The organism is Sessilibacter sp. MAH1, assembly GCF_054658315.1.
The window spans coordinates 24,560-46,615 of record NZ_BAAGIC010000005.1; the positions used below are offsets into that span (position 1 = coordinate 24,560).

19 protein-coding genes are annotated in these 22,056 nt (G+C 42.5%); 5 read left to right on the forward strand and 14 right to left on the reverse strand.

Going from position 1 to position 22,056, the window contains the following annotated elements; genetic code table 11:
- Nucleotides 1-10: 10 nt before the first annotated feature.
- A complete protein-coding gene (gene glyS / locus ACYQ28_RS06595) occupies nt 11-2,083 on the reverse strand; it encodes a glycine--tRNA ligase subunit beta (protein ID WP_460048966.1) in 2,073 nt (690 codons plus the stop codon).
- Nucleotides 2,080-3,060 carry a glycine--tRNA ligase subunit alpha gene (gene glyQ / locus ACYQ28_RS06600; RefSeq protein WP_460048968.1) on the reverse strand — a complete coding sequence of 327 codons (981 nt, stop codon included), beginning with the start codon at nt 3,058-3,060 and terminating at the stop codon, nt 2,080-2,082. Before glyQ ends, glyS begins: the two co-directional genes overlap by 4 nt.
- 210 nt (nt 3,061-3,270) lie before the next feature.
- Between glyQ and ACYQ28_RS06605 the strand changes: the two genes are divergently transcribed.
- Nucleotides 3,271-4,281 (forward strand): lysophospholipid acyltransferase family protein, encoded by a 1,011-nt coding sequence (locus ACYQ28_RS06605; protein ID WP_460048969.1) that lies wholly within the window; start codon nt 3,271-3,273, stop codon nt 4,279-4,281.
- A gap of 2 nt (nt 4,282-4,283) precedes the next feature.
- On the opposite strand, the gene ACYQ28_RS06610 is transcribed toward ACYQ28_RS06605, so the two are convergent.
- The 5 genes from ACYQ28_RS06610 to ACYQ28_RS06630 all read right to left on the reverse strand — a co-directional run bounded on the left by ACYQ28_RS06610 (nt 4,284) and on the right by ACYQ28_RS06630 (nt 9,088).
- Nucleotides 4,284-5,084, reverse strand: coding sequence for an SCO family protein (locus ACYQ28_RS06610; protein WP_460048971.1), 801 nt, complete (start codon nt 5,082-5,084; stop codon nt 4,284-4,286).
- A 15-nt stretch (nt 5,085-5,099) separates the two neighbouring features.
- Nucleotides 5,100-6,002: a heme o synthase gene (gene cyoE / locus ACYQ28_RS06615; RefSeq protein ID WP_460048973.1), complete on the reverse strand. Its 903-nt coding sequence runs from the start codon at nt 6,000-6,002 to the stop codon at nt 5,100-5,102.
- A 106-nt stretch (nt 6,003-6,108) separates the two neighbouring features.
- The gene (locus tag ACYQ28_RS06620; RefSeq protein ID WP_460048975.1) at nt 6,109-7,299 is read right to left on the reverse strand and encodes a COX15/CtaA family protein; all 1,191 of its coding nucleotides are present in this window, start codon (nt 7,297-7,299) and stop codon (nt 6,109-6,111) included.
- 330 nt (nt 7,300-7,629) lie between these two features.
- Nucleotides 7,630-8,295 (reverse strand): hypothetical protein, encoded by a 666-nt coding sequence (locus tag ACYQ28_RS06625; RefSeq protein ID WP_460048976.1) that lies wholly within the window; start codon nt 8,293-8,295, stop codon nt 7,630-7,632.
- A complete protein-coding gene (locus ACYQ28_RS06630; protein WP_460048977.1) occupies nt 8,270-9,088 on the reverse strand; it encodes an SURF1 family protein in 819 nt (272 codons plus the stop codon). Before ACYQ28_RS06630 ends, ACYQ28_RS06625 begins: the two co-directional genes overlap by 26 nt.
- 425 nt (nt 9,089-9,513) lie before the next feature.
- On the opposite strand from ACYQ28_RS06630, the gene ACYQ28_RS06635 reads away from it, so the two are divergent.
- Nucleotides 9,514-9,765: a DUF2909 domain-containing protein gene (locus ACYQ28_RS06635; protein WP_460048979.1), complete on the forward strand. Its 252-nt coding sequence runs from the start codon at nt 9,514-9,516 to the stop codon at nt 9,763-9,765.
- On the opposite strand, the gene ACYQ28_RS06640 is transcribed toward ACYQ28_RS06635, so the two are convergent.
- From ACYQ28_RS06640 to coxB, 4 genes are read right to left on the reverse strand one after another with little or no spacing between them, the layout of a single operon-like run.
- Nucleotides 9,762-10,700, reverse strand: a complete 939-nt coding sequence (locus ACYQ28_RS06640; RefSeq protein ID WP_460048981.1) for a cytochrome c oxidase subunit 3 — start codon at nt 10,698-10,700, stop codon at nt 9,762-9,764. The two genes, ACYQ28_RS06635 and ACYQ28_RS06640, sit on opposite strands and share 4 nt — an antisense overlap.
- An 11-nt stretch (nt 10,701-10,711) precedes the next feature.
- A complete protein-coding gene (locus ACYQ28_RS06645; protein ID WP_460048983.1) occupies nt 10,712-11,272 on the reverse strand; it encodes a cytochrome c oxidase assembly protein in 561 nt (186 codons plus the stop codon).
- Nucleotides 11,273-11,290: 18 nt separating this feature from the next.
- The gene (ctaD, locus tag ACYQ28_RS06650; RefSeq protein WP_460048984.1) at nt 11,291-12,841 is read right to left on the reverse strand and encodes a cytochrome c oxidase subunit I; all 1,551 of its coding nucleotides are present in this window, start codon (nt 12,839-12,841) and stop codon (nt 11,291-11,293) included.
- A 24-nt stretch (nt 12,842-12,865) separates the two neighbouring features.
- Complete coding sequence (gene coxB / locus ACYQ28_RS06655) at nt 12,866-14,023, reverse strand: cytochrome c oxidase subunit II (RefSeq protein ID WP_460048985.1); 1,158 nt, start codon at nt 14,021-14,023, stop codon at nt 12,866-12,868.
- A gap of 1,358 nt (nt 14,024-15,381) precedes the next feature.
- Between coxB and ACYQ28_RS06660 the strand changes: the two genes are divergently transcribed.
- Nucleotides 15,382-16,737: an MATE family efflux transporter gene (locus ACYQ28_RS06660; RefSeq protein WP_460048986.1), complete on the forward strand. Its 1,356-nt coding sequence runs from the start codon at nt 15,382-15,384 to the stop codon at nt 16,735-16,737.
- A 21-nt stretch (nt 16,738-16,758) separates the two neighbouring features.
- Nucleotides 16,759-17,508, forward strand: coding sequence for a hypothetical protein (locus tag ACYQ28_RS06665; protein ID WP_460048987.1), 750 nt, complete (start codon nt 16,759-16,761; stop codon nt 17,506-17,508).
- A 358-nt stretch (nt 17,509-17,866) separates the two neighbouring features.
- Here ACYQ28_RS06665 and ACYQ28_RS06670 read toward each other — a convergent pair whose 3' ends face one another.
- Nucleotides 17,867-18,121 (reverse strand): YheV family putative zinc ribbon protein, encoded by a 255-nt coding sequence (locus tag ACYQ28_RS06670; RefSeq protein WP_460048988.1) that lies wholly within the window; start codon nt 18,119-18,121, stop codon nt 17,867-17,869.
- Nucleotides 18,122-18,347: 226 nt separating this feature from the next.
- A complete protein-coding gene (prlC, locus tag ACYQ28_RS06675) occupies nt 18,348-20,423 on the reverse strand; it encodes an oligopeptidase A (RefSeq protein ID WP_460048989.1) in 2,076 nt (691 codons plus the stop codon).
- A 119-nt stretch (nt 20,424-20,542) separates the two neighbouring features.
- Between prlC and ACYQ28_RS06680 the strand changes: the two genes are divergently transcribed.
- The gene (locus ACYQ28_RS06680; protein ID WP_460048990.1) at nt 20,543-21,088 is read left to right on the forward strand and encodes a gamma carbonic anhydrase family protein; all 546 of its coding nucleotides are present in this window, start codon (nt 20,543-20,545) and stop codon (nt 21,086-21,088) included.
- A gap of 73 nt (nt 21,089-21,161) precedes the next feature.
- Here ACYQ28_RS06680 and aroE read toward each other — a convergent pair whose 3' ends face one another.
- Nucleotides 21,162-21,986, reverse strand: coding sequence for a shikimate dehydrogenase (gene aroE / locus ACYQ28_RS06685; protein ID WP_460048991.1), 825 nt, complete (start codon nt 21,984-21,986; stop codon nt 21,162-21,164).
- Nucleotides 21,987-22,056 lie beyond the last annotated feature (70 nt).

Consider the following 22,056-nt stretch of genomic DNA (forward strand, 5'->3'; position numbering starts at 1 on the left):
TAAATTTAACTTACTTTGCCGGAACCAGATAAGAGATATCCGCCACTTGCAAGAATAGATCACGCAAGCTCTGTAACAAGGCCATACGGTTGTTGCGAAGATTATCGTCCTCGGCCATAACCATTACCTCGTCAAAGAAGCGATCCACCGGCGCGCGCAGTGCCGCAAGTACTGTAAGCGCTTGGGTGTATTGCTGCTCGGCAAACAGTGGCGCGGTCTCACGAGTGATATCGGCCAGAGCATTAGCCAGCGCGATCTCGGCGTCTTCAACCAATAAATCGGTTTTCATTGGCACGATTTCGGTTTCGTTTTTCGCCAAAATATTCGATACACGCTTGTTTGCAGCCGCCAAAGCAGTTGCGGCTTCAAGCTTGGTGAACTCCGCTACCGCCGCGATACGTGCGTCGATATCCGTGGGTGTAGACAAGCCTTTAGCATTCACCGATTGGAAGATCTCGGCGCTGATGTTGGCGTCTTCGTACCAGGCTTTTAAGCGCTCGATCATGTAGTTCACAACCGTTGCTTGCAGACCTTCGGCCTTTGGTAACTGCGAATACTGAGCGATGGCAAGACCAAGCAACTCGTTAAGATCAAGATCGAGTTTGTTCTCGACCAGTAATCTTAATACTGCAAGGCTGGCGCGACGCAGCGCAAACGGGTCTTTCGAACCGGTAGGTTGCTCGCCAATGCCAAAAATACCCGCCAAGGTATCTAGGCGATCGGCCAACGCCAGCACAGTGCCAATGTTGGTTTTAGGCAACTTATCGCCGGCGAATTTTGGCAAGTATTGCTCGGCCAATGCTTCGGCAACTTCGCCGTCTTCTTGTTGATTCAATGCGTAGTAACGACCGGCGATACCTTGCATCTTGTCGAATTCCAACACCATCTCAGAGGCAAGATCGCTCTTACACAATTCACCGGCGCGCGCTGCTTTTGTGGCGTCGTAGCCCAATTTAGCGGCGATAGCACTGGCTAAACCCGCCACTCGTTCGGTCTTTTCGAATAGGGTGCCGAGCTTGGCTTGGAAGACGATGGTTTTTAAACGATCGCGATATTCATCCAAGGTGTGCTTCTTATCGGTTTCAAAGAAGAACGCCGCGTCGGCAAGGCGAGGACGAATGACGCGCTCGTTACCGTCGATAACCGCGTCTGGATTTTGGCTGACGATATTGGCGACGGTAATGAAGTTCGGTAACAGCTTGCCGTTGCTATCGACGACGTGGAAGTATTTTTGATGCTCCGACATGGACGAGATTAAGGCTTCGGCTGGTACTTCTAAGAAGGCTTCGTCGAATTTGCCGGTTAGAGCGACTGGCCATTCCACAAGAGCGGTAACCTCATCTAAAAGATCGTCTTCAATAACCGCAATACCGTCGATTTTTTCGGCTTCTGCTTTTACTTGTTTGCGAATTTCAGCCTGGCGTTGTTCGAAGTCTACTTGCACAAAACCGTCTTGTAAGAGAGTGCTTACATACTGGCTTGGCTCGGTAATTTCGAGAGTTTGATTGCAGTGAAAGCGATGACCGCGGGTTAGGTTACCGGCGTTCAAGCCAAGTACTTGGCCGCTAACAACCTCTTTGCCGAACAACATGACTAACCAGTGCGCAGGACGCACAAACTCGGTACGTGTTGCACCCCAACGCATGCGTTTTGGAATGGGTAAGGCCGCTAAAGATTTGCTTACCAAATCAGCCAATAGATCTGTGGTAGGTTCTCCGCCGCTAACCTGAGTGAACGCTAACTTCTCTACCTTGCCATCGTTTTGAGTGGTTAACTGATCAAGGCTCAAACCGTTTTTCTGGGCAAAGGCTTCTGCGGCTTTGGTTGGCTTGCCTTCAGCATCGAATGCGATCTTTGCCGGTGGGCCAAACATTAAGCTTTCTTTCTTAGGCGTGGTGTCGGCGAGATCGGTAACGATAACTGCCAAACGACGCGGTGCTGCCAGTGCTTTAATGCTGGCGAATTCAAGATCGGCGGCTTTTAAACCCTGCTCAATTCCTTCTTTGAAGGCATTGGCGAGGGTTTTAAGGGCTTTGGGTGGTAACTCTTCGGTTCCGAGTTCTACTAGAAAATCTTGGCTCATGCTTTTTCTCCCGCGGCATCTTGTGCTTCACACGCGGCTAATACTTCATTGCGTAACGATTCTGGAGCAAGTGGGAAGCCCAAAGCACGGCGACGCTCAAAGTAAGCTTGAGCAACGGCGCGGGCAAGGGTGCGTACGCGCAAAATGTAGCGCTGGCGCTCGGTCACCGAGATCGCGTGGCGGGCATCCAATAAATTAAAGGTGTGCGAAGCTTTCATAACCATTTCGTAAGCCGGTAATGGCAAGCCTTTTTCAACCAAACGTTGGCTTTCGCTTTCGTATTTGTCGAAGCACTGAAATAAAAACGGAACGTCGGCTTCTTCGTAGTTAAAGTGCGACATTTCGACTTCGTTTTGATGGAAAACATCGCCGTAGGTGACTATGTCGCCATTTGGGTTTTTCGCCCAGACTAGATCGTAAACGGTGTTCACGCCTTGCAAATACATGGCGATACGCTCTAAACCGTAAGTGATTTCACCGGTAACGGGATAACACTCTAGGCCGCCAACCTGTTGGAAATAGGTAAACTGGGTGACTTCCATACCGTTTAGCCACACTTCCCAGCCTAAACCCCATGCACCAAGAGTTGGCGATTCCCAGTTGTCTTCAACAAAGCGAATGTCGTGAATCAGCGGATCAATTCCCAAATGCTTCAGCGAATTCAAATACAATTCTTGAATGTTGTCGGGCGATGGTTTCATCACGACTTGGAATTGATAGTAGTGCTGTAAGCGGTTGGGGTTTTCACCAAAGCGACCATCGGTAGGACGACGGCTGGGTTGCACATAGGCGGCATTCCAGGTCTCAGGGCCAAGCGCACGTAAAACCGTGGCTGGATGGAAAGTACCGGCGCCGACTTCCATATCAAGAGGTTGTAATATTACGCAGCCCTGTTCGGCCCAGTACTGCTGTAATGCGAAAATGAGCCCTTGAAAGGTGCTGACGTCGGGCCCGGACGCGGCGTTAGATTCGGCCACGGTGATCTTGCTCCACTGAAACTGGTTATTGGCAAAAAAAGTTGAGGGCGGATTATAGACGTCCTAGGCTGATTTCTCACCCAGCAATTAAAATTTGCCGTAAAAGCATTAAAATTTGAGTCAAATTAGGCATTTGCGCTAGTCTTCGCGCGAAATACTGCTCGCGAAACGCGTTCATTCACCTATAAGTCAGTTGATTAAGGAATTCCTATGGCCCAAGGGCCCGAAAACCCGTCATCCGAAGCTCAGTCGTCGAACATCAAATCGTCGGATACCAAGGCAGATTCGAATCGCCGTCGTAATCGCCGCAACCGCGCCACAGATGATTCAGCCGCTATTGATCTTAAAGGCAATATCGCTGTGGCTCTTTATAAGTCATTGAGCATCTTGCCGTTATCAACCTTGCGCGCGCTAGGCGGTTTGGTCGGTAAGTTTTTATGGGCAACTAACGGTTCGGCGGCCAAGGTCACACGAGAAAACATTGGTTATGCGTACCCTGGGTTATCAAGCCAAGAGCAACTGGCCTTATCTAAACAGAGTGTGATTGAATCGGCGCGCACCTTTACCGAACTTGCCAAAATTTGGACGCGAGACGACGTTTGGCTCGAAAAGCACTTTATAGAAGTCGAAAACAAAGAAAGATTTTTACAGCACGTTAATGATGAGCGCGGCCTGATTATTCTGGGCCCGCATCTTGGTAATTGGGAGGTTATGGGGCGTTGTTTGGGAATTTTTTGCCCAGTAGTTACGGCCATGTATCAACCGGTTCAACTTCCGGCCATGGATGCCATGATCAAAAGTGCGCGCAGCATTAATATGAAAATGGCGCCCACCGATCGCCGTGGTGTTATGCAGGTAATGAAGGCGCTGAAGAACAACGAAACCGTGGGTATTTTACCCGATCAATTACCACTCGATGGCGGCGGTGAATTTGCCGACTTCTTTGGTAAACCGGCCCTAACTATGACCTTAATACGCCAGCTGCAACAGAAAACCGGCGCAGCGGTGATGATGGCCTTTGCTAAGCGTATAAAAGGTGGCTACCGAATTATCTTTAAAGAACCCCACACCGATATTTACAGTGAAGATCCCGCCGTGGCCGTAGCGGGTTTGAATAAATCTGTAGAGCTGTGTGTAAACGTGGTGCCCGAACAATATCAATGGGAATACAAGCGTTACCGTCGCCAACCAGAAGGCCTGCCGCGGCCGTACCAGTTTTAATCCTAGCGATAAGCAGCGATCAGTTTAGGTAACGACTCTTCAATAATGTTCGATTTAATGGGCGTTTGAAAATAGCCCACGTAACGCCCTTTGGGATCAACAACAATAACCTGACCACCGTGATCGATGTTGTACACATTCGAGTCCGGTTCGCCGACATCTTGTGGACTTTTCAAAAATGGTACAAAGACGTTGTCGGCAAAAATTTTCAGGTCAATAAAATCTCCGGTTAATCCGTAAAAATTAGGATTAAACTGATCAAGATAAGTGTTAATTCGCTCCGGCGTATCGCGTTTTGGATCAACACTAACGAAATGAACATTCACTTGCGATTGAATTGTACTGGGTAAATTGTTATTGGCTCTGTTTAACTCGGCCAAGGTCGTTGGGCAAATGTGCGGGCAATGAGTAAAACCAAAAAATAATAAATCCCATTGTCCCTGCCAAATATCCGCGGTTACTACCGCACCGTGTTTATCGACTAACGGATTCATGGCTAAAAGCTTGGGCGATTGAGTTAGCACTAAACCTTCTATATCCAAATTCAAAACCGGTGTCGAGGCACTGTCTCGCGACATGGCGAATTTGTTTAAAAAAAGCAGCAGCACCAATGCCATAAAAAAAAACGATAAAAATACATTAAACCAGATTCGGTTTTGTACGCCGTTGCCTTCTTCTGAAAACGGGTTTTCTTCGTTATAAGAATTTATTTCTACCTCCAAATCTTCGATGTTTTTATTCTGGGTGACAGAATTTTTATCAAAAGTAATCTTTGATTCGGAAGAAATAGTACGACTCACCATGACACACCTCTAAAATTAGATGAGTAGGTAATGATCCAGCAACATAAACACAAACAAAATAAGCAAATAATTAATTGAATACTTAAAAGTAGACAGCGCTATTTTATTGTCTGTAGTAAATAATAATTTTAGCGCATAGAGTAAAAAGCCAAGTCCTAAAATAACAGCACCAAATAAATAAATCCAAGAAAACATTTGTGTACTAAACGGTAGTAAAGACACCGCAAATAAAATCAAGGTATAAAATAAAATATGCAATTTGGTGTAACGAATGCCATGGGTTACCGGCAACATAGGAACACCGGCTTTGGCATATTCATCGCGTTTATAAACAGCTAAAGCCCAAAAATGTGGTGGTGTCCAGGCAAATATAATCAGTACTAATAAAAGCGCGCCGCCATCAACAGAATTAGTAACGGCCGTCCAACCCAAAAGCGGAGGCGCGGCACCAGCAATACCGCCAATAACAATGTTTTGCGGTGTTGCTCGCTTTAAGAATAGAGTATAAACGAGGGCATAACCAAGTAACGATGCCAATGTAAGATAAGCGGTTAGCTCGTTGACAAAAACCACCAATACGGTTTGGCCAATCAACGTTAATAAAGCGGCAAATAATAACGCGTTCAGTGCGGGAACCTTACCGCTGGCAACGGGACGCTTGTGAGTACGTGACATCTTTGCATCAATTTCGCGATCCACTACGTGATTTACCGCAGCCGCTGCACAAGCGCACAGGGCTATACCTAAATTTCCCCAAAAAAGTACCGAAAGACCCACAAACGACGTTGACGCTAATAACATTCCAATGACAGAAGTTATTAACATCACAATAACCACTTTTATTTTGCAAAGCGCTAGATAGTCACGCCAATTAAGTGACGTAAATAAAAAGCCCGCGCGTGTGCTAGTAACTCTCATCTATATGCCTCTATTTATTATGTTCTTGTTGGCAAAGTTTTAAGACATGCAGTTTTAAAAAGTATTTTGCCTAAAGTTAAACCGCTGTTGTCTATTTTTTACGAATTTAATTATTGATGCTTTTAGAGATTAGCGTCTGTTTGTTTATAGAAATTAATTGATAACTCACATAAATCACGGTTAGTAACAGTATTGCGCCAAAAAGGTTATGCAGTAACGCGATTGTTAAGGGAATTGCCAGAAGAACATTGCTGATTCCAAGAACAAGTTGAATCGTTAAAACAGTCATTAAAAAATAAGACGATTTTTTTAATGACGTGTTTCGTAATAACGTAATTGCCAGAGCCAAAACAATAAATAATGTAACTGCGGCGCCGATGCGATGGGTAACATGAATGGCCGTACGCGCTGGGCCTTCCAACAAGCCACCCAAATAATTTGGGCCGATAGATTGCGTAAGATTAAAACCTTCTGAGAAATTCATGTTCGGAATAATTTGGTTTTGACAGGTCGGAAAATCGTGACATGCAAAGCCCGCGTAATTTGAGGCAGTCCAACCGCCGAGTGCAATTTGAAAAGAAACCACTGCAACAGCGCACCAAGACAAGGATTTTATAAACCCAAGCGAACGAGGCTGTAAAGATTTTGAAGTCGAGGTGATCGTGTTCTCTATAGGTTTTTCTGCGGTTTTTTGCCTACCAATGTACACAAGCGTTCTTAGACGCAACGCTAGCAACCACAACAAACTCACCGTGGCAAAACCGCCCAAAAGATGCAGCGTTACGACCTGCGGCCAGAGTTTAAGCGTTACGGTATACATACCAAACAATGCTTGGCAAATAACCAGAACCAACAAACCCAGTGGCAACCAAAAAGGGTGAGACGAATCGATTTTTTTTAATCGGACTCTTACCGACACAACGGCGATGATTAAAATCAGCAAGCCCAAAATACTGGCTGCATAACGATGAACCATTTCCGGCCAGGTTTTAGACGTATCTACGGGTGATTCCGGAAAAGCTTGTTCTGCGGCGGCAATTTCGTGGTGACTATCCGGCCAAGTTAAATGACCGTAACAACCGGGCCAATCAGGACAACCTAAACCTGCGTGAACTAATCGCGTAAACGCACCCAAGCACACCACCACAAAAGCAAAACATAATGCTGCCGATGTAATTCGTAGCAGCAGTTTTGATTGAGATAACTGCCACCGTATATCTGCATTAGCGGATTTACTTAAGTCATGCGAATCTGCTGGAAAAAAAGAGGAATTCTGTGACTTATACGAGAATGTCATGACTAAGCCTTTATCATTGTTATTGTTGGAGAATGCTTAGTGAAACTATTACAGGAGCTTCTTACAGGAACTTCTTACAGGAACTTCTATTTGAACTTCTAATGGTACATTTATTAACGAACCTACGATTAACTCAATAGACATTTAACCGAAGGAAAGAAATCGAACGTGCGATTTCCAATTACTTCTTAATTTCAATGACTGACTGCTCTTGAGATTGGCGACAGTTGTTTGCACGAACTGAAACCGATTATTTATTCAAAGTTAGTCTTGCGTGAATTATTGGTCATTTTCTTACAGCATTGGAAGGACTTTATTGAATGCCAGATTTTATTCGTAGGAATAACGCAATAAGCGTTTTAAGTCATCCAGCAAATCATTGCCTTGAAAACCCTTTGCATAGGACATCATGGCAAAACCTTCTTGATCGACCAAAATAACCGAGTCATTTTGAAAGCTGTTGAGCGCACTGGTATCACTAAAGTAGCGATGCCATTCATTCAGTTCGGTAGAGCCAATCTGCAAATTATTAAAATAATGTTGTGGCAGTGATAGTTGATCGACAACACTCGCGTCAGATTCAGTATTTAGATTGTTTTCCGTTGTTTTACCGTGTTCAAGCAAAACCAAAATCCGCTCAAGACGATTAGCATCTTTGCCTAGGCGTTTTTGCACCTGCTGGGTTGTGTACAAATTGCCCATACAGGCTTCATCGCAACTGCTGCTGACAGGGATAACGAGCCGCCATTTACGTTTTTCTTGGGCTTCACTTGGCAGCAGTGTTTGAACCGTGCCAGAGTTATCAATAGGTAGATGACTTACGTTAACCGGTGGAAACAGCAAATCACCTTTGTTAACAGTAGCCTCAGGAATTCCCGAGCCGGTGCTGTAAATCAGGTAAGCACCGACCATTGGACCGAGCACCGTAAAAATTAACAATAACGCGGTAAAGTAGGAACGACGTTCGTGTTCAACGGAAATGTCCATGGAATTCATTGTGCCACCATTGCGAGAAATTACTCTGTGTTAGGGTAAAGGCAATAAAAACGGTAATCGCCATCGCAAACCATTGAATTGCATAACCAATGTGTTTTGATGGAGGCATATTACTCACTTGCCAATGTGTTCTCAGCGCGTGGGAATCCTGTGGTGAAATCTGAATGTACCAATTACTCAACAAGTTCTGATAAGGAAAGCTTGTTGGTGTAATTTCCAGAATCGACGTAGTAGGACTAATCGTATATGAATCAGTGGCCATAGGCTCACCGGCATATAGGTTATCTACAAAAGGTAAATTCAGCGGTGCGCGAAACTTACCTTCGATGGTCGTTCTATTCACACTAAAGTTGCTAGTATTCAACAAACCTTTTTGATTCATGAGCGCTAAAAGTTGTTCTGTACTTGGATTTCGCGACGGATGACCCGCTATCCAACCCAGATTTACCAATACTGAAATCTTATCTCTTGTAACAAACGGTACTAAAGCGTCGTACCCATATTCACCGCGGATCACCTGATTTTTTAAAAACCAAGCAGATTCGAAATCGAAATATCCATCTAAAGAAACGCTTTGAAATTCCGTTGGTGATAACTCTTTTAATGAATAAGGATGATCCGGCGATAACATGTCGAATTTTTGGAACTGGTTTTCTAAATGTTGCTTTTCGATGGCTCTATTTATTTGCCAAATTCCTAATATTAAAAATAGAACAACAAAGACAGAAAAGACAGCGACGGAGGCAAAATTAGTATTAAATTTAATTTGATCTAAATGGAGGCTATGAATCATATGCTTCTCTCTTGACGCCAAAAACCTCTAAAACTAACTTAAGTTATTACTAATTTATTTCGGAGGCTATCGGGCGACTTCTTTATTATTATGTGTTTGTGCGGTTACTATATATCCAATAAGCAGTTTTGCATAAATTGTTTATAGATATAAATAATTTTTAAAGATTAAATAGATAGAGATTTTAGATTCTATTTATAAAGCGCAAACACATAAACGTTAATAGGTTCTTCTGGTTTGAATCAATTGCACTAATTCCAAAAACAAAGCTATTAAATGTATAAAATACAATATTCATTCTATTTTTTGATATCGCTTACTAAGCGTAGATCAATTATTTTATTTTGAACGATTAATCGTAAAAAAATGCTAAGAACTTCAATTTCTGACGATAAATATTAAAAATTAACGAAAAGTAATTACTAATGAATCCATTTAAGTTAATCATCGTTGTGCTGTTATTTCTTATTGTTTTAAGCTTGTCCAAAGCTTTGATGTCGCTTTTCATCGATCGTCATTTTCCCGAAAGAAAGCGAGTACTTTTTACTTTGGCAATCCGATTAGTATTAACAATTGCTTTATTAGTGACAGTATTTATTGGTTATTACACGGGGCGTTTAAATAGCCATGCTCCGTGGGAAATTAAACCGGTTAATGAAAGTACCATCAAAAATTAAGCCAGCACGTAAACAAAAATAAATAAACACAGCCAAACCACATCGACAAAATGCCAATACCAACTTGCAGCTTCAAAACCAAAACAATTATTGGCGTCAAAATGATTTTTTAGAGTTGCACGCAAAAACATGACCAACAACATAAACGTGCCTAAAAAGACGTGAGCGCCGTGAAACCCCGTTAACATAAAAAAGGTGGCGCCATAAATACCGGAACTAAGTGTCAAACCCATGTGGTGATAAGCTTCTATATACTCCTCTGCTTGCAATATTAAAAAAACTACGCCCAAGACAACGGTAGCGCCCAGCCATAAATAAAAAGGTTTACGATGCCCAAACTTTAGGGCGGTGTGAGCCATGTGTACGGTAATGCTTGATGTCAAAAGTACAACCGTATTCCAAAAAGGTAACCAACCCCAAATAGATCCGGCGCTGGATAATCCCATGTTTTGATCCGGCCCTTGCATAGCGGCGGCATCGCCATTTACTGCGCTGTCTGGGGTTTGCATTAGCGGCCAAGTGTGTTCAAAGCCGGGCCAGAGAATGGAATTCGTGAAATTATCGTGAGTGCCATCGCCCGCTAGCCAAGGTACGGCGAAATTACGAACATAAAACAAGGTGCCAAAAAAAGCCGCAAAAAACATAACCTCACTGAAAATAAACCAACCCATTCCCCAAACGTAAGAAGATTTCAGTTGATCGTTATTCAGCCCGGCCAGATTTTCTGTGATGACGGCTTGAAACCAGCACCACAATACGAAGGCAAAAACGGTAAAACCGCACATCAGTACCATGGTTCCGGCCGAATGGCCGTTGAGAATCAAGGCCAAGCCAATCACACTGCTGGCAAGACCCATAGATGCAAAGATAGGAAGCTTACTTTGCTCTGGAACGTAATAGATATCGGACGGAGAATTCACGCTAGTGACAGCCATAGGAATCTCACTTAATTAGAGTTGTACGTTAGTTGCGTCCTTTTCTCGGGAGTAATGTCAAACATCGTGTAAGACAAGGTAATGGTTTTAATATGTTTGGGCAGATCGGGATCAACGATAAACTGCAAAGCAAGGTCTGTGGACTCACCCGCAATTAATGGTTGATTGTTAAAACAAAAGCACTCTGTTTTATGAAAATAGCGGGCGGCCTCGGCAGGTGAAATACTTGGAATTGCCTGACCAACCATATCGTTAAGGGTAGGGTTTTGTGCAAAATAAAAAACCGTTTTTGATTTACCAACAATGGTTTCAACCTGAAAATCTCTCGGTTTAAAAATCCACGGCATAGATTCATTGTTATTAGCAATAAATTGCACATGAATATTTCTGGCATCTTCAATTTGATTAAAACGGTCGTCTTCAACTGTATAGCGACCGGCAGTTTTACCATTTAAGCCGGTAATATCACAAAATACATCGTATAAAGGCGGCAGCACAAAAAACGCAAAAACAAAACTTGCCACTACAGCGGTATTTATTTTTAGTAGTAGTATTTTTGTGCGTGTATCCACCGTGGTCACCTCCAAGTACTATTGAATAACAGGTGGTTTAGTAAAGGTGTGATAGGGCGCTGGTGACGGAAGCTGCCATTCCAACCCGGTGGGTTTTTCCCAAACTTCGGCGCTGGCTTTGGATTTACTGAAGATGGTTCTTACAACGTTAAATAAAAACACCACCTGCGCGGCACCAAACAAGAACGCGCCGCAACTCGATATCATATTAAAATCGGCAAATTGCAATGCGTAATCGGGAATACGACGTGGCATTCCCGCTAAACCAACAAAATGCATTGGAAAGAACGTTAAATTCAAACCAATAAATGCCAACCAGAAATGGGTTTTGCCCATCAGCTCGTTGTACATATGCCCGGTCCATTTGGGTAACCAGTAATAAACGCCAGCGGTTATTGAGAAAATAGCGCCGGGCACTAAAACATAGTGGAAGTGAGCCACCACAAAATAGGTATCGTGATATTGGAAATCCGCCGGTGCGATGGCGAGCATCAATCCAGAAAATCCACCAATGGTAAACAAAATCACAAAGGCGACGGCAAACAGCATAGGCGTTTCGAAGGTTAATGACCCGCGAAACATGGTCGTCACCCAGTTAAAGACTTTTACACCGGTGGGAACGGCAATCAGCATGGTGGCGTACATAAAGAATAATTCGCCAACCAATGGAATACCAACAGTAAACATGTGGTGTGCCCAAACGATAAAGCTCAACAACGCGATAGACGCGGTGGCATACACCATTGATGCATAGCCAAAAAGAGGTTTGCGAGCAAAGGTTGGAATAATGGCACTGATAATACCGAAGGCCGGTAAAATCATAATGTACACTTCTGGGTGGCCAAAAAACCAAAAGACGTGTTGAAACAATACCGGATCGCCGCCACCGGCAGCATCAAAAAAGCTGGTACCAAAATGAATATCCATCAACATCATGGTAACCACAGCCGCTAGCACCGGCATAACAGCAATTAATAAATACGCCGTAATTAACCAAGTCCAAACAAACAACGGCATTTTCATTAACGTCATGCCTGGCGCGCGCATATTTAAAATGGTCGCGATAATATTAATGGCACCCATAATGGAGCTCGCGCCCATAATATGAATGGCGAAAATAAAGAAGGTTACACTTGGTGGCGCGTAGGTCGTAGAAAGCGGTGCGTAAAAGGTCCAACCAAAATTGGGGCCGCCACCTTCCATAAATAACGTTGATAACAAGATGGCAAACGCGAAGGGTAAAATCCAGAACGACCAGTTGTTCATTCTGGGCAGCGCCATGTCGGGTGCACCAATCATGATGGGAATCATCCAATTGGCGAGTCCCACAAAGGCTGGCATCACCGCACCAAAGACCATGATTAAGCCATGAAGCGTGGTCATTTGATTAAAAAATTCTGGCTCGACTATTTGTAAACCGGGTTCAAATAATTCGGCGCGAATGACCAGAGCAAAAAAACCACCGATAAAAAACATCGAAAAGCTAAACCACAAATAAAGTGTGCCAATATCCTTGTGATTAGTGGTAAAGAGCCAGCGCCCAATGCCTTTTGCGGGACCGTGAGACATGAACTTTCTCCAATTTTTTGCGTGTTATTTATTATTTTGTTTAAACGCTAAAATTTCTTTTGGCTGAACGGAATCGCCCATGTTGTTACCAAAGGCGTTGCGTTGATAAGTAATAACCGCGGCTAAATCGGCTTCTGAGAGTTGCGCACCAAAAGCTTGCATTGCCGGGTTTTTTTGACTACCAAAAATAACGATATTGAGATGATCGGATAACGCACCGGTGGCGATTTTACTTCCGGCAATTGATGGAAATGCACCGGGAACACCTTTGCCATTGGCTTGATGACAAGCGGCGCAATTATTCAAATACACTTGCTCGCCGCGCGTTACCAAATCTTCAAAAGTAAATGTGGTGGAATTCAATTCCTCTAATTTAGCTGCGACAGCTTTCTGCTCACTCAACCATTGATTGAATTCATTTTCTGGTTTTACCTCGACAACAATTGGCATAAAACCGTGATTTTTTCCGCATAACTCTGCGCACTGGCCGCGAAATATTCCGGGAGCGTCAACAATAGTCCAAGCTTCGTTAATAAAACCAGGAATAGCGTCCTTTTTTACGGCAAAATCGGGAACCCACCAAGAATGAATGACGTCGTTCGATGTTAATAAGAAGCGAACTTTTTTACCGGTAGGTATTACAAGAGGATTATCGACTTCCAATAAATAATTGGGATTTTTTTCTAAGCGATTATAAATTTCGTTGTTAGGCGTTGATAAGTTAGAGAAAAAACTCAGATCTTCGCCCAAATATTCGTATTTCCACTTCCATTGATAGCCAGTAATTAAAATATCGATATCGGCTTCTTCGGTATCGTAAATTTTTACCAAACTACTGGTAGCCGGAACCGCCATAGCAATTAATATGACAAAAGGAATGAGAGTCCAAAGAACTTCTAAAAATGTACTTTCATGGAAATTCGATGCTTTGGCACCATGTTCTTTACGATGTGCAATCATGGTGTAAAACATCACCCCAAAAACCACCACACCAATTGCAACACACCACCAAAATATATTCATGTGCAATGAATATATTTCTTTACTAACCGACGTCACACCTTCGGTCATATTTAAGGAGGATGAAAACGCATTTTGAGTAAAACAAAGAGTGGAAACGGCTATTCCTAAATAAAAAGCATGAAAAGCCTTTGCCGGATTATTTGGCCCGATGTGCAACATGCCAAGATCTCCATCAACTTTATAATTGATTATTATCGAATGTTTTGGTGATCTACCGCTGAGTCGAATGCAGGCAGGATGTTGCTCTCTTTATGGTTAAAAGAGTCGGCGATTCAATCTTATATATCGTAGATTTTCGCTTTATTGGTCAGCTTTATGAAATATCTTAGTAGGTTTGTTGTTATTTGGCACAAGCCTATCTTACCTACTTTATATTTATAGGGTGTTCAGGTCTTTAATCTTCAAAAAATGTGATCAAAAATAACAAGATGCACATTAGTTTTAGCAGCTGACGTTCTGTTATCGCAACACGGAGCCCTTAGACTCAAAGTAAAACGAATTCACAAATAATGGTATTAGAAAATTTACGCTCAGATTAAATAATCAATAAATTCGTTAATCCGAGGTTTCTATAGTTTTAGTTCCGCTTACTTCAAATAATAGATTACTACATAATTGGATGATTACAAATATTTCCATCACAGTAACGAACGATCATAAAATTAAAGAAAAATTATTATTTGCTTTTCTAATATAGACGTTTATTAGAAAAGCATTTTTCTAATTTATCCTGCTAAGCATCCAATAAGTAAAGAGTGCGCCGATTAACGCCGCGTTTTTAACAACACCCTGCGAATTATCAATTTTAAATAAGGTAAGTGATTGAAATTGTGAAGAAATTAATAGTCGCATTATCAATCTCTGTGTTCCGGTTAAATTATAGAAAAATAAATCCTAGATTCCTGTAACGGTTTTACGGTAAAAATAAAGGAGTAAAAGCAATCGTGTTGTAAATATTTACACGTTTTACTCTACGCGCGATATTGAAGATAACTCAGTATTATATCAGCGTAATAAGTATTAGGCTGAGTGTCATAAGATGAGCTTTTGATCGAAGAATCAATGAACTTGCGATTACATCTTGAAAGGGCTAATCACAGAATTCCAAGGCATCTTGCTATTGATGATTTGCCGACATTATTCAAGAAGTTATAGAGAATTTTATTGATAAAAAAGTAATAGTCGGCAATGCAACAGAATCTCCATATCATTTTTTGCTATAAGCAATCTTTTTTAAAATGACTATTTATTTTAATCAATCGTCAGCAATATAGATCTATTCTGAGTGTTAAAAACGTCTCTGATCCTTGACGTTGATTATTTTAATACCATTAAGATATTAAAAATTTAATTTATAGTTCATTCTTCCAATATCAAAAATATTGCTTGATAATAACTCTCAAAGCCTACCTCATAATGAGTCATCTACCAATTGGGTGAAAATGAAGGGTCTTATTCCTTTGTCTGATAAATTATCTGATGTGGATCAAATAACCGACCGAGATGCAAACTAAGCGATGCTAAATGAGAAAGAATCTGGTATCACTCACCGGCAAGTTATGTCGCTGGCATGGCCGATGATTTTAAGTAACCTAACTATTCCCATGCTGGGTGTGGTTGATACGGCAATCCTTGGTCATTTGGGTGATCCTGTCTATTTAGCCGCGGTAGCCGGCGGCACCACCTTGTTGACATTTTTGCTGTGGAGCTTTGGCTTTTTAAAGATGGGAACAACGGGCATAGTGGCCCGTAGCGTCGGCAGCAAAAATTTAAATTCAGCTTTAGATTGTTTACTACAAAGTTCGGTTTTAGCAATTGGCCTTTCTGTTTTAATTTGGATACTACAGTGGGCTTTTTTACCGACAGCGTTGTTGTTAATTAATCCCAATCCAGACAGTTACCAATGGGCTTTCGAATACACCAGTATTCGGTTATTGGCAGCTCCGTTTACTTTAATGAATTTTGTGATAGTTGGTTGGTTTATTGGATTTCAAAATACCAAAACGCCTTTAGTTTTGATGGTGTTTATCAACCTAATCAATATTTTATTTGATTACATTTTTGTTATTGGTTTCGATCTAAAAAGTACAGGTGCAGCCTGGGCAAGTGTCATTGCTGATGTGCTCGGGTTTTTACTCGGCCTGATTTATATTTACACGGTATTAAAACGGTTAAATATATCAAATAGATTGTTTGTATCGATAAAAGCCTTATCGGTGCAAAAAAAATATTTTGAGTTGATTCAAATAAACTCACAATTGTTTATACGAACAGCGTGTTTGCTCGGTGTAATAACATTTTTCACTTCGCAAGGAGCTCGTCTCGGTGAATATTACCTAGCAGCTAACGCAATTCTTATGCAAATTGTAGCCATTATTTCTTACGGTTTGGATGGATTCGCACACGCTGCTCAAGCATTGGTTGGTCGTGCCACTGGTGCTAATAATCTTAAGCTTTTTAAAGAAGCCTGTTTAAAAACAGGTTTTTGGGCGCTGGCGACCGCTTTATTCTTTTCGCTGATGTTATGGCTGCTAAAAATTCCTATCGTACATTTTTTTACGAATATTAATGATGTGTTAATTCTATTAGATGAATATTACCAGTGGCTGTTGTTGTTCGCCGTTTTTTCTTTCTTAGCCTATCATTTGGATGGTATTTTAATTGGTTGGGGGAAAACAGGCGCCATGCGTAACAGCATGCTATTTTGTACGTTTTGTATTTTTATTCCAGCGTGGTGGTTAAGTCGGGAACTGGGCAATCATGGATTGTGGTTAGCATTTTTATTATTCAATGTGTTCAGAGGCATATCTTTATTGGGATTTGTGAACTATAAATTTAGGAACGATCCAAAAAATCTATTAGTAACACCTTAATTATATAAAAAGACTTTAACTTTGAAAATAAAGAGAACTGGTTATCATAAGAAGTCTATTTCCGGGTGTACCTTTTACGTCGTAAAGGGAGATTTATTTTTAGGGCAAGAAGGTGGTCATGTAGTTGCTGTTATGGATCAAGATAAATTAATTCATCTTCGCAAAAAGTTGAGTGAAGCTCGCTCTGAGGTCGGCTCGGATAAAATTTTCGGTCAGTGGGTAATTGAGCACAGTAAGAATTTGCACAAGATGATTCACATTCCGAAGGGGCAACAGCAGCGAGCTCTGGTGGAATTTGTTGATCAGTACTTTGAATTTTTACCCAGTTGTATAGAAGCGTTCATCGACATCAGTTCAAGTATTAACGTGTACGAGTATACGGGTATTTTATTAAATATCGCCGTAGACTTTTTAACGCAAGACGATTTTGTAACCGATCCCGACAGTAAATTAGTTTCGGTATTGGCACAAACTTATTTAGCGTATCGCACACTCGAAGAATTAAACGATCGCTGTTGCGGTTACGTTGGGCAGCCCTTAATTCCAGCCGATACGATGATGGCGAATTTAATCGTTCATCATTTATTAGGCGAAGACTTTGCCAATGAGCTGGATTTTGCGGTGCACTATGCCCTTGAGAGTAAACACGAGTTGGAGCGCGAGGCGGTGTCTCGACTACAGCCGGTACCTGTAGATATTTTGGCCGAAGCCGTTGATAAATGGCCACGTCTTGGTGATGACCTTTCGGTACAAATTAAATATTTGTACTAAATTAAATATCCACACTACGTACTAAAGGAACCTCTGATTAATGCGTTCGCAATTTAATCAGAGGACGGAAATTGACAAAGTCTTTTCCGACTTCTTCACAATTTCAATCACCTAACGTTCTTTAAATCGCCGATATATTCAGGTGTCGATAGAAAGTTTAGGTTAATGAATATTTTCTAATACGTTTAAATTTAAAATAGAAACTTTTGAAATTGTTAGCGTTTAACTTTTCAAAAGTTGTTTATCTAAAACATTATAAAAAAGCAGCGACGATTTTTTATCGTGCGCTGCTTTTTATAAAATGTGCAATGTTACTGATAAAACCATTATCGAGGTTTTTTATCACATCTAAATAGTTTTAGTCGTCTTTGTTTTTTGCAATTGGCTTAAACTGTAGGACTTGAGTTTCGGCCTCGATGGTTTCTTTACTGATATTTACGCGGGTTTCCAGCTCTCTAACTTGCGGTTGAATGTGTAGCTCGTCGTTAAAGCCGCACTCAACACACTCACGAAAATCTCCGCCGTCTTTTTTATACATAACAATGCGATCCATTTGCGCGCATTTTGGGCAAACGGCGCCAGCAATAAATCGTTTTACAGGTTTTTCTTCCACGGTTACATCCAAAAAAATATTGCTTATAGAGCGAGCGTTTAAAACTAGTGACCCACGTTTTGATAGAGGCAACTCTGATTAACCTAGAGTTGCCCGCGACACAAGGATGTGTCGTTAATTTCAAGAACTGCAAATCATTGAAATTGTGAAAAAATTGGAAATCGCATTTTCAATTTCTGTCCTCGGATTACGTCATGGATGAGGCAATCCGAGGTTCCTAGAGTTATTATTTTATGCCACTGTGCCGCAATAATGCATCTGTATTAGGTTCGCGACCTCTAAATTGCACAAATAAAGTATTGGCGTCTTCGCTGCCACCTTTTTGCAGAATTTCCGTTAAAAAGCGTTGGCCGCTTTCAAAGTCGAAAATACCGTTTTCTTCAAACAGGCTAAAGGCATCTGCCGATAATACTTCGGCCCATTTGTAGCTGTAGTAACCAGCGGCGTAGCCACCTGCAAATATGTGGCTAAAACTGTTTTCGAAGCGGTTAAATGCTGGTGGTTTCATCACCGCAACACGATCACGTACAGCGTTTAATACGCTTGCGACATCAACTGGGTTCAGTTCGGGGTAATGCCAGTGTAGTCGTAAATCGAACAGCGCAAACTCGATTTGACGCAGCATTTGCATACCCGATTGGAAGTTTTTCGCAGCGAGCATCTTGTCGAGCAAATCTTTGGGTAAGGGTTCGCCGGTTTCATAGTGTCCCGATAATAAACCGATAACTTCTGGGTGCCAGCACCAGTTTTCCAAAAATTGGCTGGGTAATTCTACGGCATCCCAAGCAACACCATTAATGCCGCTCACTGCGGCCACATCAATTTCGGTCAGCATATGGTGTAAGCCGTGGCCGAATTCATGGAACAGAGTTGTTACCTCGTCGTGGGTGAGCAGAGACGGCAACTTAGCCGTGGGCGGGTTGAAGTTACAGGTTAGATAAGCAACCGGCAGTTGCACGCCATCGCCAGTGTGGCGTCGCACTCGGCATTCGTCCATCCAAGCGCCGCCACGTTTATTTTCACGGGCATAGATGTCTAGGTAAAAACCAGCGATGTTTTGCGGTTTTCCATCAATGTTGCGATAAACACGGTAAAACCGGGCATCTGGATGCCAAGTTGCAACAGTATTATCTTCTTGAATTTCTAAGCCAAACAGCTTTTGACTGACGGTAAACAGTCCCTTAATAACGTTCTCTGCTGGAAAATACGGACGCAAGGCTTCTTGGGATATTTCGTGTTGTTCGTGCTTGAGTTTTTCACTGTAGTAGGGCGCATCCCAAGGCTTCAGCTCGCTCACACCGGACTTGCTCGCATAGTCGCGCAGCTCTTGCAGTTCTTGTTCGGCCATGGCTTTGCTGCGATCGGCCAAGTCTAATAAAAACGCTTCAACCTGTTCGGGCGTTTGCGCCATTTTGCGCGCTAAAGAAAGCTCCGCGTAGTTGCTAAAACCTAGAAGTTCAGCGCGTTCTTGGCGGAGCTTTAAGGTCTCTAAAATAAGGTTGGTGTTATCAAATTCGGCGGCGCTGGTGCCATCGGCCTTTTTGCCCAGCTCCGACGCACGGGTGCAGTAGGCCGTATAAATCTCTTCACGCAACGCGCGATCGTCTGCGTAGGTCATTACCGCTAGGTAAGAAGGAATATCGAGTGTAATCACATAGCCCTCCAACGATTTACTGCTGGCGGCCTGCTTGGCGAGTTCCAGTGCAGATTCAGGTAAACCCGCGAGCTGTTCTGCCGAGGTTAATTGTTTAAACCACGCTTGGGTGGCATCTAAGACGTTATTAGAAAACTGTGTGGATAACTCCGAAAGACGTTTGCTGTTGTTGGCAAATGCCTCTTGTTGCTGCTTGGGTAAACCAATTCCAGACAGAGTAAAATCACGTAAGCTGTTTTCTACAGCTTTTTGATGAGCTTTAGAGAGAGCATTAAAAGCATCACTTGTGGATAACTTTTTATAGGCGTCGTACAAGCCTTGATGTTGGCCCAGCTCGGTACCGTATTCGGTGAGCTTCATTAATGCTTGATTGTAAACCTCACGCAGCTCGGCGCTGTTTTTCACACCATTTAAGTGACTGATGGGTGACCAAGCCTTACTCAAGTCATCTTCAAAGGATTCAATTTTTGCGAACAAACCTTCCCAGGTGGGTGTGTCGTTAGCGGCCAACAAATCTTCTAAACATGCCTTGTTACGGGTGATGAGCGTATCGATTGCCTCGACTACGTGTTCGGCTTTGATATCCGCAAACGGTGGCAAAACGGCATTACTGAGTAAAGGGTTGTCAGTATTGGCTGGGTTATTCATTGTGAATCCTCAAGATTGACATTGCGAATAAGACTATACGGTAATCGACGCAATCTAAAGTGCGAAGTATGCTAGCGTTCAAAGTCCATGATCGAATGTAACTAAGTTGGGGGTGACCTATGCCAAGATCAATCCGTACTCTGGCAGGAAAAACGCCAAAATTGGGTGAACGCGTTTTTGTTGATGATTCCGCCGTGGTTATTGGCGATGTAGAGCTGGGCGACGACAGCTCAGTTTGGCCGTGCGCCGTTATTCGCGGTGATATGCACAGAATTCGCATTGGCGCGCGCACCAGCGTGCAAGACAACAGCACCTTACACATCACCCACGCCGGGCCTTTTAACGAAGACGGCTGGCCACTGATTATTGGTGATGACGTAACCATTGGTCATGGTGCAACCCTGCACGGTTGTACCATTCACAACGAAGTCTTAATTGGTATTGGTTGCACCGTGTTAGACGGTGCCATAGTTGAAAGCCAAGTCATTATTGGTGCCGGTTCTTTGGTACCACCGGGAAAACGATTGGAGAGCGGCTACATGTACATGGGCTCGCCAGCCAAACAAGTAAGACCGTTAAAAGATAAAGAAAAAGCCTTCTTTAAATATACCGCCGGAAATTACGCAAAATTGAAAGACGAGTACTTAGCAGAACCTAACGAATAGAATGGTTAAAATTAACAACTATAAATTACCAATACGATTTATAGTTGTTAATTCAACGGAACAAGTTATTCAATCAACTATTTAACGCATTACGTAAATAAGTAATCACAGGTTTTGTTTCTGGTCGTACACCGCGCCACAAATAAAACGATTCCGCCGCTTGGCAAACCAACATTCCTAAACCGTCGGCAATTGCAGTGCAATTTTTAGAGGCTGCCCACTTCATAAAGACCGTAGGTTCTTTGCCGTACATTAAATCGTAAGCGTGAGTAGTGTTATCTGCGACCTTTTCAGGTAATGGCGGTAAATCTCCAGAAATACTTGCGGATGTGCCATTAATAATAATATCAAACGATGAGTCTTCGATTTCAGAAAAACCGCAACCCGTAATAGAACCAAATTTAGAAAAATGCTCTGCTAATTCAACCGCTTTGCTGGCGGTACGATTTGCGACGCAAACGTTATTAGGATGTTGTTCCAATATGGGCTGCAAAATACCGCGAACCGCACCTCCGGCGCCAAGAATCAAAACCTTTTTACCAGAAAAAGACCAGCCCAAATTTTCGGTAATATCGTAAACTAAGCCAAAACCGTCGGTATTATCGCCAATCACCTTATTGTCTTTAAATAACAGCGTATTAACGGCACCAGCATTTTGTGCTCGTGAAGTTAATTCATCGGCAAAGTCAAAGGCTTCCAATTTAAACGGTACCGTAATGTTTAAACCACAACCACCTTGACTGGCAAACTCAGTAACCGTTTTTTCAAACTCATCTAGCTCAACCAACTGCTTTGTGTAACTCATAGCTTGCTGTGTTTGCTCGGCGAATAAGCGATGAATATCCGGAGATTTGGAATGAGCAATGGGATTGCCGAAAACCGCGTAATTGTCTGTCATTGGAAAGCCTTTTCTTCATGAGCGTAGATAGCAATTTCAAGTCGTAATTCTAACCGAATATCAACGCTTA

Excerpts from the sequence above, each read along its gene's own strand:
- ACYQ28_RS06605 (WP_460048969.1), top strand. The coding sequence starts at position 3,271 with ATGGCCCAAGGGCCCGAAAACCCGTCATCCGAAGCTCAGTCGTCGAAC.
- cyoE (WP_460048973.1), bottom strand. The coding sequence starts at position 6,002 with ATGAGAGTTACTAGCACACGCGCGGGCTTTTTATTTACGTCACTTAAT.
- ctaD (WP_460048984.1), bottom strand. The coding sequence starts at position 12,841 with ATGTCTCACGGTCCCGCAAAAGGCATTGGGCGCTGGCTCTTTACCACT.
- ACYQ28_RS06625 (WP_460048976.1), bottom strand. The coding sequence starts at position 8,295 with ATGAATTCCATGGACATTTCCGTTGAACACGAACGTCGTTCCTACTTT.
- aroE (WP_460048991.1), bottom strand. The coding sequence starts at position 21,986 with ATGACAGACAATTACGCGGTTTTCGGCAATCCCATTGCTCATTCCAAA.
- ACYQ28_RS06660 (WP_460048986.1), top strand. The coding sequence starts at position 15,382 with ATGCTAAATGAGAAAGAATCTGGTATCACTCACCGGCAAGTTATGTCG.
- ACYQ28_RS06630 (WP_460048977.1), bottom strand. The coding sequence starts at position 9,088 with ATGATTCATAGCCTCCATTTAGATCAAATTAAATTTAATACTAATTTT.
- ACYQ28_RS06620 (WP_460048975.1), bottom strand. The coding sequence starts at position 7,299 with ATGACATTCTCGTATAAGTCACAGAATTCCTCTTTTTTTCCAGCAGAT.
- coxB (WP_460048985.1), bottom strand. The coding sequence starts at position 14,023 with ATGTTGCACATCGGGCCAAATAATCCGGCAAAGGCTTTTCATGCTTTT.
- ACYQ28_RS06635 (WP_460048979.1), top strand. The coding sequence starts at position 9,514 with ATGAATCCATTTAAGTTAATCATCGTTGTGCTGTTATTTCTTATTGTT.
- glyS (WP_460048966.1), bottom strand. The coding sequence starts at position 2,083 with ATGAGCCAAGATTTTCTAGTAGAACTCGGAACCGAAGAGTTACCACCC.
- ACYQ28_RS06610 (WP_460048971.1), bottom strand. The coding sequence starts at position 5,084 with ATGGTGAGTCGTACTATTTCTTCCGAATCAAAGATTACTTTTGATAAA.
- ACYQ28_RS06680 (WP_460048990.1), top strand. The coding sequence starts at position 20,543 with ATGCCAAGATCAATCCGTACTCTGGCAGGAAAAACGCCAAAATTGGGT.
- prlC (WP_460048989.1), bottom strand. The coding sequence starts at position 20,423 with ATGAATAACCCAGCCAATACTGACAACCCTTTACTCAGTAATGCCGTT.
- ACYQ28_RS06640 (WP_460048981.1), bottom strand. The coding sequence starts at position 10,700 with ATGGCTGTCACTAGCGTGAATTCTCCGTCCGATATCTATTACGTTCCA.